This window comes from uncultured Shimia sp., from assembly GCF_913054185.1.
GTDB lineage: Bacteria > Pseudomonadota > Alphaproteobacteria > Rhodobacterales > Rhodobacteraceae > Shimia.
Window position 1 is genome coordinate 1 of the sequence record NZ_CAJXIV010000105.1, and the last position, 13,775, is coordinate 13,775.

A 13,775-nucleotide genomic window follows, 5' to 3' on the forward strand; every position below is an offset into this window, starting at 1 on the left:
ATCAGCGCACGTTTCTGATTTTTGGTGTCAACCGTGGCGGCACAACCGCGACCGCGGGTGCCATTCGCAGGCTAGGCGTTTTTCTGGGAGACGACATTGGCGGCAACCTCGAGGATAAGCTGTTTCGTAAGCGCCTCGGGCTGGACAGCATTCGGTCCACAGTTACACATCGTAATACAAGCCATGATGTGTGGGGTTGGAAGCATCCTCATCCACACCAATACATCGACGATCTTCTGCCAGACCTGCGCAACCCGCGGCTGATCCTTGTGACTCGCGATTTGACGGCCAATACATTGGGCGTGTCGTCTTGGGATCGGGAAGAGGTCGACAAAGCGCTGTGCATGTATTTGACGCAAACCCAAAAAAATGCGGATCTGATCCAGCGGGCCGATTGTCCGGTCCTGTTGGTGAGCTATGAAAAACTGCTGGTAAAACCTGAACTTGTGCTTCGCGATATAGCCCACTTTTGTGGGCTGGCGCCGTCATCGGCGACCCTCACTCACGCGGTGGAGTTCATTCAACCCGGCTCTTATCAGCCTGGCGAAGCGCAAAATCTGACGCTCAAAGAAAAACTACGCCATCGCGGCAGCCGGATTAAGCGGGCGATCTTGCGGCGCTAAAACACTTCTCCGATCTATTGTGTGAATTATTCTCGCGAGCGGATCAACTCCATCAACGTCCGTGATTTATTCTCCACCTGTTATGACCCGCACCACATCTCTTCATTGGGCAGTCTGGCCCTGCCTCTCTATGTCTGTCGTTAGGAAACGCGACTGGAAAGGATAAAGAGATGAACACACAGATGGAGTTGTTTGAGGCGGTGCAAACCTACTTTGATGGGCTGTTTTATTGTGACAAGGCAAAGCTCGACGTGGTGTTTCACCCAGCGGCGAGCCTGTTTGATGTCGAGAAGGGGGAGATTTTTGCGGAGCCGATTGCGAGCTTCAACGCCGACGTGGGGGCTAATGCGGCTAACTCACCACATGCGCTGGGGCAGCAGATGGAGGCGGAGATTTTGATGGTGGACTACATGTCACCCAAAGCCGCCCTGGTGAAAATCCGCTTTCGCGCCCGACGTAATGTGTATCAGGACCACCTGTCATTGTTGAAGGGCGAGAACGGCTGGCAGATCGTGGCAAAGGTCTGGATGCTGGAGAAAATGGTGGAGGAGATTTGAGAGGAGGCGTCTGGACGTGGCTAGGTTGAGTGACCCTGAAACGCAAGGACACAATCGGTGTGTCTCCTGGCCCGCTATGCCTGTCGTCAGTGGGAAAAAGTGAGAAGCTCCCTCCTATCGATGACAGGTGGCCTTTGCTTAGCTGAAGTATGTCACAACCGTTGATGGCTTCGTTGGTCGTCTAACTATTTTTTGTTTTCAAGATGGCCTGTTCGGTATTTGGTTCCCGAGAAGCGTTTGTTGCTTTGATACAGGATTTGAGCTGTATTGTGTCACAAACAATCAGTGGGAGAGTTGGGTGAGCGAGTTTTGGCAATCAGTCGTACAAACCGCAATCGGTTCATCCCTTGGTTTTGGTTTGGGGTTGATTGCTTTTCACTACCAGCAGAAATCGATGCGAGACGAAAGTGAGGAAGGCTCTCGGCTCGAAGCTATCGGAGGAATGAATCGTTTGGTGATTTCTGCAGGTTCCAATGTTGAGGCAATTGCGAATTCCAAATTACAGGCGCTGTCAGCGCTCGCTCCAGAAGCGGAACAGATTCAAAGGTTAAGCGAGGCGTCTTTCGACGCCAAGGCCGAAAACGAACATGCACGCCTAAGCGAACTTTCGAAGGCGCTTGGTGAGTGTCGGTGTTTCTACTTGTCACTTCCCCAAGTACACATAATGGCGCCTCCTCATTCTTCAGAATATAACTTGTTGTTGAAAGAGATGCCCTCGTTGTCTTTGTTTGCTCATAGAGCTCTCGGCTGTATGGAGCAAATGAATGATCAGATTGGAATAAGGAATGACCTTATTGCGGAGCAGGCAAGGGAAAACAAAGCCGGAACCGGTTTAAGCGGTGAAAGGATGCGCTACTTCGCTAGTATGATGTCCGGTGCAAGTAGGGGCATTTGTGAAAACGCTGATTTCGCGCTCAATTTTTGGAGACTAGCGTTGGATCAATGTGCGAGTTACGCAAAACATGCAGCCAGGCCTGGTGAGTGCCTCGGTTTTGAATTGGTACCTGAAGCTGAGAAAGCTATGCCGACGGAAGAAATGTTTCCTTTGATGAGAAAGCAGATTGTGAATTTTGGGGAAGCGGAAAAGGGCTAGAACAAAATTGAGCAAACGGGCCTGAATAGACACGCAAACTCAAACCGTTGGATCGCCTTCACGCACGTTGTTGAAGCGTGTCTTCGGCGCCAAGGTCGATAGAGCCACATAAAAACAAGCCCTCCTATAGACACTTCCCCCCATCCCCGCTATATCGCGCAAGTCGTGTGGCCTCAGATTCGTTCTGGGGCTGCTCACTTTTGAGAGTCGGGCACCTACGGGGGCCTATATCCTTGGCACCTTAGTAGTTGGGTTTGAGATCAAAACCAGCGAGCAGGGGCCTTCATCTACGCAGAGAGCACGCTCTTTGCATGCACACGGAAGACAGAAAGCATGGCACTTAAGTCGTATAAGCCGACGACGCCGGGCCAACGTGGGTTGGTGCTGATCGACCGTTCGGAACTTTGGAAAGGACGCCCTGTCAAAGCCCTCACTGAGGGTCTGACAAAGTCGGGCGGCCGGAACAACACCGGACGGATCACATCGCGTCGCCGCGGTGGTGGGGCAAAACGCCTCTACCGGATCGTTGATTTCAAACGCAACAAATTGGATGTCGCAGCCACCGTTGAACGGATCGAATATGACCCGAACCGGACTGCATTCATCGCACTCGTAAAATATGAAGACGGCGAGCAGGCCTACATCCTTGCGCCACAGCGTTTGGCTGTTGGTGATCAGGTTGTGGCGTCCGCGAAAGCTGACATCAAGCCAGGCAATGCAATGCCGTTCTCTGGCATGCCAATTGGTACGATCATTCACAACATCGAGCTGAAACCAGGCAAAGGCGGCCAAATCGCCCGTGCAGCTGGTACCTACGCTCAGTTTGTTGGTCGTGACGGTGGCTACGCTCAGATCCGCCTCTCTTCTGGCGAACTGCGCCTCGTGCGTCAGGAATGCATGGCCACCGTTGGTGCCGTGTCCAACCCTGACAACTCCAACCAGAACTACGGTAAAGCCGGTCGTATGCGCCACAAAGGCAAGCGTCCGTCTGTTCGTGGTGTGGTCATGAACCCGATCGATCACCCGCACGGTGGTGGTGAAGGTCGCACATCCGGTGGTCGTCACCCAGTGACACCATGGGGTAAGCCGACCAAAGGTGCACGTACCCGCAACAAAAACAAAGCGTCGCAAAAGCTTATTATCCGCTCGCGTCACGCCAAGAAGAAGGGACGTTAATCTATGTCTCGCTCTGTATGGAAAGGTCCTTTCGTCGATGCTTACGTGCTTAAAAAAGCCGAAGCAGTGCGCGAATCCGGCCGCAATGAAGTGATCAAAATTTGGTCCCGTCGTTCCACCATCCTGCCCCAGTTCGTGGGTCTGACTTTTGGTGTGTACAACGGCAAGAAGCACATCCCTGTCAACGTCACTGAAGACATGATTGGTCAGAAGTTTGGTGAATATTCGCCAACTCGCACCTATTACGGTCACGCAGCTGACAAAAAAGCGAAACGGAAGTAAGTCATGGGCAAGGTAAAGAACCCCCGCCGCGTGGCTGAAAACGAAGCAATGGCGAAAACTCGCATGCTTCGCACCAGCCCGCAGAAATTGAACCTGGTAGCCGGCATGATCCGCGGCAAGAAAGTTGAGAAGGCTCTGACCGACCTGACTTTCTCCAACAAGCGGATCGCGCAGGACGTGAAGAAATGCCTTCAGTCCGCAATTGCCAACGCTGAGAACAACCACAATCTGGACGTCGACAGCCTCGTTGTTGCCGAAGCCTATGTGGGTAAGAACTTGACGTTGAAACGCGGTCGCCCTCGCGCCCGTGGTCGTTTCGGCAAAATCATCAAGCCGTTCTCGGAACTCACTATCTTGGTGCGTCAGATTGAGGAGCAAGCCTAATGGGTAATAAAGTCAATCCAATTGGCATGCGCCTTCAGGTGAACCGCACCTGGGACAGCCGCTGGTACGCGGACACCAAAGATTTTGGTGATCTTCTTCTGGAAGATATCAAAATCCGTGAGTTCATCAAAACCGAGTGCAAACAAGCCGGTATCGCACGTGTGATCATCGAGCGCCCTCACAAGAAGTGCCGTGTGACCGTTCACACTGCACGTCCGGGCGTGATCATCGGCAAAAAAGGCGCGGACATCGAGACCCTTCGCAAGAAGATCGCCGAGATGACCGACTCCGAGCTGCACCTCAACATCGTTGAAGTGCGCAAGCCGGAACTCGACGCAACGCTGGTTGGCGAGTCCATCGCTCAGCAGCTGGAGCGCCGTGTGTCTTTCCGTCGCGCAATGAAGCGCGCTGTTCAGAACGCAATGCGTATGGGCGCCCTGGGTATCCGGGTGAACGTCGCTGGTCGTCTGGGTGGTGCCGAGATTGCACGTACCGAATGGTATCGTGAAGGTCGCGTGCCATTGCACACACTGCGTGCCGACATCGATTACGCACACGTGGAAGCCACGACCGCTTATGGGATCATTGGTATCAAAACCTGGATCTTCAAAGGCGAGATCATGGAACATGATCCACAGGCACGTGATCGTCGCGCTCAAGAAGTCCAGGATGGCCCAGCACCTCGCGGTGCAGGCGGTCGTCGCTAAGGGAGACTGATCAATGCTTCAACCAAAGCGTACTAAATTCCGCAAGATGCACAAAGGCCGCATCAAGGGTCTGGCAAAGGGTGGTTCCACCCTGAACTTTGGCTCCTTTGGCCTGAAGGCAACCACGCCGGAGCGTGTGACTGCTCGCCAAATCGAGGCCGCACGTCGCGCAATGACCCGTCACATGAAACGTCAAGGCCGTGTTTGGATCCGTATCTTCCCAGACACTCCTGTGACCTCGAAGCCAACCGAAGTCCGTATGGGTAAAGGTAAAGGCTCCGTGGACTACTGGGCGTGCAAAGTGAAACCAGGTCGCGTGATGTTCGAAATCGATGGTGTTGACGAAGACATCGCACGTGAGGCCCTGCGCCTTGCAGCGATGAAACTTCCAGTCAAAACACGCATCGTGGTTCGCGAAGACTGGTAATGGCTTGGTGAGCTAGTCTCACTACACCTGACAAAATTGACCCTCCGCCAGGAAACTGGCGGAGGGTTTTCTTGTTGTGTGCATCTAAATTCACGCGCCACTTTGCTACGGCTTAGAAGTATGGCTGATGGAGTGCGAGGTGTGCCCAGAGGATTCATCGGTCCAAAGTCATGGCGTCTTGGAAAACTGGCAAGTACGATCGCTGCGTGAAAAAAAGGCCCCGCATTACAGCGAGACCTTGGCAAAAGATTTTATTTTAGAATGAGTTAGGCGGCATCCCAAGCATCGTCCAGGTCATCTTCAGTTGTCCGCTTCGCGTTTTCGTCTTTGAGCGTAAACCCATCAACAGCCCGTACGAGATTTTCAGCTTCGCCTCGCAGGACTTGGCCGGAGGCGGCGGTTTCTTCAAGCATCGCCGCGCTCTTCTGACTGTCGCTGTCCAGGCTTTCAACTGCTGCGCTGACTTCTTTCAGCCCGGTGGACTGGTCGACTGCATTTTCCGCAATCTCGCGCACTTTTCCAACAACTTGTTCGACCGCCTGCATGATCTCACCTAGGGAGTTCCCAGTTTCATCCATCAGATCCACACCGTTCGCAACTTCGGTCTGCGAGCTCGAGATCAAAGTGTTGATCTCGTGGGCCGCTTCTGAGGAGCGTTGCGCCAGGGCGCGAACCTCGGAAGCCACAACCGCGAACCCGCGTCCTGCATCGCCGGCACGCGCCGCCTCAACGCCGGCGTTTAAGGCCAACAAGTTGGTCTGGAATGCAACATCCTCGATCAGGCCGCTGATTTGTGAAATTGCATCGGAGCTTTCTTTGATCTTTTGGATCGCGGCAACAGTCTGATCAGCAACTTCACGTGTGGATTCGGCCTTCTTCTGCGCATTATTGACGTGTGAACGGGCTTCCTGTGCGCTTTTTGCCGTATGATTGACAGTCTGAGCAACGGTCTGCAGCGAGGAGGAGGTCTCCTCCAAAGAGGCGGCAGAGATTTCACCACGGCGGGAGGCATCATCTACGGATGAAGAGATTTCTTGAGATGTGTGGTTCAAAACCTTGCCGGAGGCGGACAGCTGGCGCACCATGCCATCTAGGCTGTCGGTCAGGTGGGTGATGGTGTTTGAGATGTCCTTGAACACACCTTTTTGCCCCTCAGGCATCTCGTGTGTCAGGTCACCTGTCGCGAGGATTTCAAGTGCCTCTTGTACGTCTCCTAGACCCTTCTGGGCCACGTCACCAATTGTGTTTACACCCTGACCAAGGTCTTTGAAGACGCCCTCGGATCCTGCGGTATCAATCCGACGAGAAAAGTCTCCGTCGCCGCAAGCTTCAATCACTTTGGAGATCTCGCGGGTCATGTGAACTTTGGTTTCCTCCTGCTTTCGGAAGTCGCCAACTGCCTCAGAAATAGCAGAAAGCTCACGAATACCGGATTTTGGCATGTCCCTGGAGAAGTCCTCGTTCATCATGTCTTTCAGCACGGCATCGATGCGCTTAAGCGGTCGGGAGATTCCGCGTGCGAGGAAGAAGGCGAAAATTGCAAAGATCGCAGCGCCGCCAATCGCGGCCCATAGTGAGCTTTTTTGCGCCTTTTGGCTCACCTGTTCGCTTTCGTGGAGGACTGCGTCGAGGGCAAGCGTCACTTCGTCCAAAACCGTGTCCATGTAGGGTGCGGCATTGGCGTAACTTGTTGATACTTCCTTGCGGAAGTTGCGCTCTGTGAGTGTTTCCTTCACGAGTGTTTCAAAGGCACTCTTGTATGCTGCCATCACAGGTAGAATGGACTCACGCTGTTCCGCGCTATCATAAAAGAAAACTGGGAAACCTTCGAATTCGGAAATCCGCGCATTCACTTCATCTAACCATTTTGTGTCAGCGGAAATAAGAAAGTCTTTCTCGTGTTGACGCATTGTCAAAACGTTGACCTTCAGGACAGGAATGGCGACATCTTTTAGGCTTTCACTGACAGTTTCCGCCGCAGCTGCAAGTTCCGCTCTGAGCCCGTCGGAGTTTGTGTAACCAAGTCTCTTGTTGCTTGCGACAACGTCTTTGAAACGGTCCTGGTAGTCATGTGCATACTGGATAAGTGGCGCCATGTGCTGTGCGGTAGCGGTCAAATCCGGAATTTGCGACAGAGTTGTTTCCATCACGTCCAGGTGCTCCCACATTTTTGCCATGATGCTTTCGTGCCGATCCGCATATTTTTGATCGAGCCTCAACAAGAAGTCTTTTTCGGCTCGACGTGCCATTAGGAACTCGATTTTGAGGTTTTCGACCGCGATGGCCGTCTCTTCGATGGCTTTGACGCGGAGCTGCATGTCATCACGCATTTTGTGGGAGTAGAGTGAAATCCCAGCCAAGCCGCTCATGACCCCAATGGCCATGATGATGATAGACAAGATAGCGAATGAGACTGTTATTTTCCGTTTCATGGTCTTTACTGCTCCTGGGCAGGCGGATTTCGAGTGTGCCAATGAGATGTAGCAAGCAGGAGTTAAAAGAGTGTGGCCTTAAAAAACGGGGGTTTAGCCCAAAAAATAGGCGATTCTTTTTGCCAACGTTTCGAAGAGATTAGTCGCAGTTTTCTACCAACGCGTGTCTCGCCAAACAAAACTAACTACGATAGGAAGCCGACATGTCGACCATCGAATCTCTCTTTGTGACCCGCCTTTATCGTGCGCGCCTGACTGAATTTGGCGCGCCTGTTGATCCAAACGAGCTGGAAGCCTCCTGTTTTTCCATTGCTGAAGATGATGAGGCGGGGCAGGACTGGTGTGAGGCCAACGCCTATCCTGGCTATACGTCTTACGCTTCGCTGACGGATTTGCCGTGGCGCTTTCCGATTTTTGCGGATGTTGTGGCGTCTTTGGATCAACATGTGGCTGCTTTCGCCAAAGATTTGGAGTTTGACCTCGATGGTAAGTCTCTGAAATTAGAAGATTTATGGATCAATATTCTTCCTGAGGGCGGAATGCACGCAAGCCATATCCACCCACACTCTGTGATCAGTGGAACCACCTATGTGTCGATGCCGGATGGGGCGAGCGCTCTGAAACTGGAAGATCCGCGCTCGGGGCGGATGATGGCGTCGCCGGTGCGGACCAAAGATGCGCGGCGGGATTTGCAGCCGTTTATCTATATGAAACCGGAGGTTGGCGACGTTCTTCTGTGGGAGAGCTGGCTGCGCCATGAGGTGCCGATGAACATGTCAGAAGACGAGCGGGTCAGCGTGAGCTTCAACTATATCTGGGAATAAGTGTTGCGCCGTTAACCTGCAAAAATCACGTCAGTATCGCGTCGGTAATACGACTGCATCGCGGTGGTGCGTACTTTTGAGAGGCAAAACCGGTAAAGACGGCGTGCGCAGGCTGTTGCCGATGATCCCGTTACCATAATAGGCACCGCGGATTGGATATGGCCATTCTGAAGCAAGAATTCACACGAGGTTCCCGCTGGCGCGGCGAAAACCCTCTTTAAGAGGTCGTATTTCTCCGGTTGGACGTGTCGGATTAGGTGAGGCTCTTCTTATGATATAGAGAGGGAGGATCCTATGTCAGACGATACCGACTATGAAGTTGGTCAGGACAATGTGCAGTTTCTCGGGTTGGACATACACAACCCAGTCTTTGCGATATCCGGACTGACAATTGTTGCCTTTGTGTTTTTCTCGCTGGTCTTTCAGGAGCAGGCCGCAGCGTTTTTTGGATGGTTGCGACCAGTACTGACAAGCAAGTTTGACTGGGTCTTTATGATCGCTTGCAACCTGTTTGTGGTGTTCTCGCTGTTTTTGGTGGTTTCGCCCTATGGCAAAATCCGGCTCGGTGGCGACGATGCCAAGCCAGATTATAGCTATGCTGGTTGGATCGCGATGCTGTTTGCAGCAGGCATGGGCATCGGGCTGGTCTTTTGGGGCGTGGCGGAACCAATCTCGCATTATGGGTCTTCGATGGGCGGCGTGTCGGTCGGCGACGGCGGCCTGCGCACTGACTGGGCTCCACTTGGCGCGGCAGAGGGAGATGCGCAAGCTGCTCGGGACCTCGCGATGGCGGCCACAATCTTCCACTGGGGGCTGCACCCTTGGGCGGTCTATGCAGTGGTTGCGCTGGCGCTTGCGTTCTTTAGCTTCAATCGGGGGCTGCCACTGACCATGCGCTCGGTGTTCTATCCGCTGCTTGGGGAAAGAACCTGGGGGCCAGCCGGCCATGTCATCGATATCTTGGCTGTGTTCGCAACCATCTTTGGGTTGGCGACCTCGCTTGGCCTCGGCGCGAGCCAAGCGCTGGCCGGGTTGAATTACCTTTTTGGTGTGCCCATCAGTGACGGCATGAGCGTTTTGTTGATTGTAGTTATCACGGCGTTTGCCCTGGTTTCAGTGGTTGCAGGGCTGGAAAAAGGTGTGAAGCGGCTGTCGGAGGCCAATATGATCCTCGCTGGTGCGCTGTTGCTGTTGGTGCTGATTGTAGGGCCGACGCTCGCCATCATCAGTGGCTTCTTCAACGGTGTTGCGGACTATATTGTCCAACTCCCGGCCCTGTCCAATTGGGTTGGCCGTGAAGACACAAACTTTATGCAGGGGTGGACTGCGTTCTACTGGGCGTGGTGGATCAGCTGGTCTCCGTTTGTCGGCATGTTCATCGCCCGTATTTCACGTGGGCGTACAATTCGTGAGTTCATCGTATGTGTGTTGATTATCCCCACTTTGGTTGGCGCCCTTTGGATGAGTGTGTTTGGCGGAGCAGCGCTGGAGCAAGTCACCGGAGGCACTGCGCAGGCATTGCAAGACGCTGCGCTGGAACTCAAAATGTTCAAGATGTTTGAGGCTTTCCCAATGACCGGAGTGTTGTCTTTTGTGGGCATTATTCTGGTGGTGGTGTTCTTCGTCACCAGCTCGGACTCCGGCTCTTTGGTGATCGACACAATTACGGCTGGCGGCAAAACCAATGCGCCAACGGCCCAGCGGGTGTTCTGGTGTGTGTTGGAAGGCGCCATTGCGATTGTGCTGTTGCTGGGCGGCGGATTGGGGGCGTTGCAAGCGGCGTCCATTGCGACCGGTTTCCCATTTGCAATTGTTCTCATGCTGATGTGTGTGTCGGTGATGATCGGCCTCATGCGTGAGCGTAAACGCACGCAATAAAGCTGTCACGGAAGTGAGTATTTGAAAACCGCCCCCCTCAGGGCGGTTTTCTCTTTGTTTCAAAGGTATTTTCCGCTTGTCCCAAATTCCAATGTAGGTGTCCCAAATCCCAATGCGGGTTTCGAAAGGGCGGCCCATCTCTCTTTCATCAGGAACACAGAAAACCCCAGATGAAAGGAAACACCCCCATGTTCACCAAATTCGCTTCCGCCGCCGTTGTTGTTGCTCTCACCGCGCCTCTGGCTTTTGCTTACCCAGTCACTTCGGCGCCGGGCCCAACCGAGCCTGTGATGACGCAAAGCTATGAGGTTGCCGGAACCGTGGGGATGGACCGCCGTCAGGACCGCCGTGGCGACCGTCAGGACTGCCGCCAAGGTGAAGGGATTGTCGGCGCTGACAAGCGCGACTGCAAACAGGACAACCGCAACGGTTAAGCCACGCCGCCCCGCGACAAGGACCAAGCCTCCACCCGAAAGGGTTGGGGCTTTTGCCATTCAAGGGCTTTCCTCAAAAGGTACGCACGCTAGAATGGCCGCATGAAGCAAGTGCGCAGTGTGAGATTTGGCTACGTGAGTGAAGCTCTGCAGCGCAAGCTGGGGGCGCAGGTTGCGGACCAGCTATTGCGCAAGGTCGGGCGGTTTCCAGGCACTAAGACGCTTGCCAGCGTGGCGCAGGAGGCGGCGTTGGTTCGGGCCGCCTGTTTGGAAAGCGGTGATCCAACATTAGGGGCAAAAATCGGTATTGGGTACCGGGATGCGCCGACCTTGTCGTCTTATATTGCGGCCAGCTCTAAGACGCTGCGAGAGGCCGTGGAAGGCGCGGCCAAGTTTTACACGTTGGCCGACCCGACGACTGTTTTTCGACTGGATGCGCTTGGTGACGGAGAGGCCCTGACCGTTTCCTCAAAAGATGCAGGGCTTCAGGCCAATGAGCGCTTTCAAGAGTTTCTGGTGTTTGGGGCTTTGGCGCGGATTCAATCTATCACACGGCGGGAGACACGACCAACGCAGGTGATGTTTCGCCACAAAGCGTTGGGGGAGGGCCGCGCCTACGAAAGCATTGCGGGGTGTGCTGTGCGGTTTGGCGGGGCCTTTAATGGGTTGCAATTTGCAGCGGGGGTTCCAGACATCCGGCTGGAGACCCATGACCCGGCGCTGGTGTCGCATCTGCACAGTTTGGCAGAAGCGCAACTGACAGCGCTGGACGGTGGCGCAGTGAGGGTTCGGGATCGGGTGGAGCGCCTGCTGGTGGAGGCATTGCCAGAGCGGTTTTTGTCGGCAGATGAGATTGCAGCGCAATTTCGAGTCACGCGGCGCACTTTGGCGCGAAAATTACGCGCGGAAGGGCTGAGCTTTCGGGCGCTGTGCAATGATCTGCGCTACCGACTGGCCAAGGCACATTTGCAGGACGGACGCTCGGTGACGGAGACCACGTTTCTGCTTGGCTATGGGGATCAGGCGACGTTCTCGACCGCGTTCAAAGGATGGAGTGGTGTGGCGCCCAGTGTCTTTGTTGCCGGGCACCATGGGTCTGACGGCGGTTAGCGTTCGGCTGTCACAAGTTTCAGGGCCAACGCGATGAAAACCACGCCAGCGACCCGGTTGAGCCAAATCTGAGCAGTGGGCGAGTTTTTCAACCAATCACCGAGCCAGCCAGCGGCCAACGCGACGGAACCAAACACCAAGAGCGTGACGATCATCATCAGGAAACCAAGCTGGTAGAACTGCGGCGCCAACGGGCCGTTGGTCGGATCGACAAACTGCGGCAGGAAGGCGAGGAAGAAGATTGTCACCTTGGGGTTGGCGAGGTTCATGATCAGGCCGCGGCTGTATTGTTTTGGGGCGGTTTCGCGGGCTGGGGCGTCGCCGTCGAGGTTGGACTTGGCTGCCGTGAAGGATTTGAAGGCCAGATAGACGAGGTAGGCCGCGCCGATGTATTTCAACGCGGCAAAGGCCACTTGGGAAGTCTGGAAGATCACAGCGACGCCAAGTGCCACGGCGGTGGTGTGGAAGATCAAGCCGCTGGCCAGACCCAAGGTGACAGTGAGACCGGCCACGCGGCCATGCAGGGCCGATTGGGTCAGTACAAAGATGTTGTCCGGGCCAGGAACCAGCGCCAGGGCAATGGCTGCACCCATAAACAGGATCATCACATCCACAGGTATCATGGTCACTCCTCCCAAAGTGTGCGCCTTGGCGAGAAGCTGAGCGCGTGGTGATCAGGGATGTGTAGGGGAGAAGGTGAGGGGAGGGAAGTGGCGTGTTGCTTACGCAAAGCGAGCTTGCTTTAAGTCGCCATTTAGAGAACACAGTATCGTTTTTATGGGGTAATAGATTGAAACTAATTTTTGCAGTGAGTTTTTTGGCAACCCTTGCGGCGGCTGCAAGTGCCTCGGAGGAAGACCGACCTGCGTTGGCGCTACAGTTGTTTGAAGATGTGTGTTTGCCAATTGTTCATGGCAGAATGCCGTCAGAGCTAGGAACGATGCACGGCGAAGTTCAGTACTTTCGTGGGGCGCAGAAGGCCACCTCCTTTTCATGGCCACACGAGGCCTCAGGGTTTGAGGTAAAAGTCGTGGACTATCTCGATGGACGTATAAAATGCGACTTGAACGATCATAATGACGTTCTAACGTTGACAGAGCGGGAAAGGTTTGAGCGGATCGTGGCGGAATGGATGCCGCTAAAAATGCCTATGCTTGAGCAACAGACGCCAGATCCGATGAGCGACACGGATTACTTCAATACTTGGATAGATACCCGATTCCCGTATGGTGATAGGCGTAGATGGGGGGTCCTCCATTTTCGCTTTGGAGAGAACCTCGGCGGAACGACCAGTTTGGGGCTGGCTTTTATTCGCCCGGTGCCGGTGTCTTAACCACCACCTTTCTCTTGCCATCCCCCCGACTCCCCCGTATAGAGCGCCATCTCATGGATTCCGTGTATGCGGGATTCGTGTGTTTTGTATTTGTCCATCAGGCAAAAGGGTCACCCCGTACATACTCGGGCGCCCTCTGATGTATGAGAAAGGAAAAGGCGATGAACGCCAACGAACTGCGTGATAAAACGCCGGATCAGCTCCGTGAGGAACTGTCCAATCTGAAGAAAGCTTCGTTCAACCTTCGTTTCCAAGCGGCCACTGGCCAACTGGAAAACGCGGCCAAGATCCGTGAAGCGCGTCGCAGCGCAGCACGCGTGAAGACCATTCTGAACGAAAAAGCCAAAGCGGCAGCAGAGTAAGAGGAGCCTTAAAGATGCCCAAACGTATCCTGACTGGCACCGTTACTTCGGATGCCAACGCCCAAACAGTCACCGTGTCCGTAGAGCGTCGCTTTACACACCCGGTTCTGAAGAAAACCATCCGTAAGTCCAAAAAGTACCGGGCTCACGATG

17 protein-coding genes are annotated in these 13,775 nt (G+C 54.2%); 15 read left to right on the top strand and 2 right to left on the bottom strand.

Annotation, left to right across the window (positions count from 1 at the left end):
* The 8 genes from QZ517_RS17265 to rplP form a co-directional block, all read left to right on the top strand.
* Positions 1 to 623 (top strand): sulfotransferase (locus tag QZ517_RS17265; protein ID WP_294229311.1); only part of this gene is annotated, 623 nt, incomplete at its 5' end.
* 170 nt (positions 624 to 793) lie between these two features.
* Positions 794 to 1,180 (top strand): nuclear transport factor 2 family protein, encoded by a 387-nt coding sequence (locus QZ517_RS17270; RefSeq protein WP_294229314.1) that lies wholly within the window; start codon positions 794 to 796, stop codon positions 1,178 to 1,180.
* A 298-nt stretch (positions 1,181 to 1,478) separates the two neighbouring features.
* Positions 1,479 to 2,273 carry a hypothetical protein gene (locus tag QZ517_RS17275; RefSeq protein WP_164644439.1) on the top strand — a complete coding sequence of 265 codons (795 nt, stop codon included), beginning with the start codon at positions 1,479 to 1,481 and terminating at the stop codon, positions 2,271 to 2,273.
* Positions 2,274 to 2,606: 333 nt separating this feature from the next.
* On the top strand, positions 2,607 to 3,449 hold the full coding sequence (rplB, locus tag QZ517_RS17280) for a 50S ribosomal protein L2 (RefSeq protein WP_283425764.1): 843 nt from the start codon (positions 2,607 to 2,609) through the stop codon (positions 3,447 to 3,449).
* A gap of 3 nt (positions 3,450 to 3,452) precedes the next feature.
* Positions 3,453 to 3,731, top strand: a complete 279-nt coding sequence (gene rpsS, locus QZ517_RS17285) for a 30S ribosomal protein S19 (protein WP_058238275.1) — start codon at positions 3,453 to 3,455, stop codon at positions 3,729 to 3,731.
* Positions 3,732 to 3,734: 3 nt separating this feature from the next.
* Entirely contained in the window at positions 3,735 to 4,115 is a 381-nt protein-coding gene (gene rplV, locus QZ517_RS17290; protein WP_294229324.1) for a 50S ribosomal protein L22, read from the top strand.
* Positions 4,115 to 4,822 carry a 30S ribosomal protein S3 gene (rpsC, locus tag QZ517_RS17295; RefSeq protein ID WP_283425766.1) on the top strand — a complete coding sequence of 236 codons (708 nt, stop codon included), beginning with the start codon at positions 4,115 to 4,117 and terminating at the stop codon, positions 4,820 to 4,822. Before rplV ends, rpsC begins: the two co-directional genes overlap by 1 nt.
* A gap of 13 nt (positions 4,823 to 4,835) precedes the next feature.
* Positions 4,836 to 5,249, top strand: a complete 414-nt coding sequence (rplP, locus tag QZ517_RS17300) for a 50S ribosomal protein L16 (RefSeq protein WP_294229328.1) — start codon at positions 4,836 to 4,838, stop codon at positions 5,247 to 5,249.
* A 266-nt stretch (positions 5,250 to 5,515) separates the two neighbouring features.
* On the opposite strand, the gene QZ517_RS17305 is transcribed toward rplP, so the two are convergent.
* Positions 5,516 to 7,681 (bottom strand): methyl-accepting chemotaxis protein, encoded by a 2,166-nt coding sequence (locus QZ517_RS17305; protein ID WP_294229330.1) that lies wholly within the window; start codon positions 7,679 to 7,681, stop codon positions 5,516 to 5,518.
* A gap of 203 nt (positions 7,682 to 7,884) precedes the next feature.
* On the opposite strand from QZ517_RS17305, the gene QZ517_RS17310 reads away from it, so the two are divergent.
* From QZ517_RS17310 to QZ517_RS17325, 4 genes are all read left to right on the top strand, one after another.
* Positions 7,885 to 8,505: a 2OG-Fe(II) oxygenase family protein gene (locus QZ517_RS17310; RefSeq protein WP_294229333.1), complete on the top strand. Its 621-nt coding sequence runs from the start codon at positions 7,885 to 7,887 to the stop codon at positions 8,503 to 8,505.
* 294 nt (positions 8,506 to 8,799) lie between these two features.
* Positions 8,800 to 10,383 carry a BCCT family transporter gene (locus QZ517_RS17315; protein WP_294229336.1) on the top strand — a complete coding sequence of 528 codons (1,584 nt, stop codon included), beginning with the start codon at positions 8,800 to 8,802 and terminating at the stop codon, positions 10,381 to 10,383.
* 188 nt (positions 10,384 to 10,571) lie between these two features.
* The gene (locus tag QZ517_RS17320) at positions 10,572 to 10,817 is read left to right on the top strand and encodes a hypothetical protein (RefSeq protein ID WP_294229338.1); all 246 of its coding nucleotides are present in this window, start codon (positions 10,572 to 10,574) and stop codon (positions 10,815 to 10,817) included.
* 135 nt (positions 10,818 to 10,952) lie between these two features.
* Complete coding sequence (locus QZ517_RS17325; protein ID WP_294229341.1) at positions 10,953 to 11,927, top strand: AraC family transcriptional regulator; 975 nt, start codon at positions 10,953 to 10,955, stop codon at positions 11,925 to 11,927.
* On the opposite strand, the gene QZ517_RS17330 is transcribed toward QZ517_RS17325, so the two are convergent.
* Positions 11,924 to 12,550 (bottom strand): LysE family translocator, encoded by a 627-nt coding sequence (locus QZ517_RS17330; protein ID WP_294229344.1) that lies wholly within the window; start codon positions 12,548 to 12,550, stop codon positions 11,924 to 11,926. The genes QZ517_RS17325 and QZ517_RS17330 overlap by 4 nt on opposite strands.
* A gap of 92 nt (positions 12,551 to 12,642) precedes the next feature.
* Between QZ517_RS17330 and QZ517_RS17335 the strand changes: the two genes are divergently transcribed.
* The 3 genes from QZ517_RS17335 to rpsQ all read left to right on the top strand — a co-directional run.
* On the top strand, positions 12,643 to 13,260 hold the full coding sequence (locus QZ517_RS17335) for a hypothetical protein (RefSeq protein WP_294229347.1): 618 nt from the start codon (positions 12,643 to 12,645) through the stop codon (positions 13,258 to 13,260).
* A 161-nt stretch (positions 13,261 to 13,421) separates the two neighbouring features.
* Positions 13,422 to 13,622, top strand: a complete 201-nt coding sequence (gene rpmC / locus QZ517_RS17340; protein ID WP_294229352.1) for a 50S ribosomal protein L29 — start codon at positions 13,422 to 13,424, stop codon at positions 13,620 to 13,622.
* Positions 13,623 to 13,636: 14 nt separating this feature from the next.
* Positions 13,637 to 13,775 (top strand): 30S ribosomal protein S17 (rpsQ, locus tag QZ517_RS17345; RefSeq protein ID WP_294229358.1); only part of this gene is annotated, 139 nt, incomplete at its 3' end.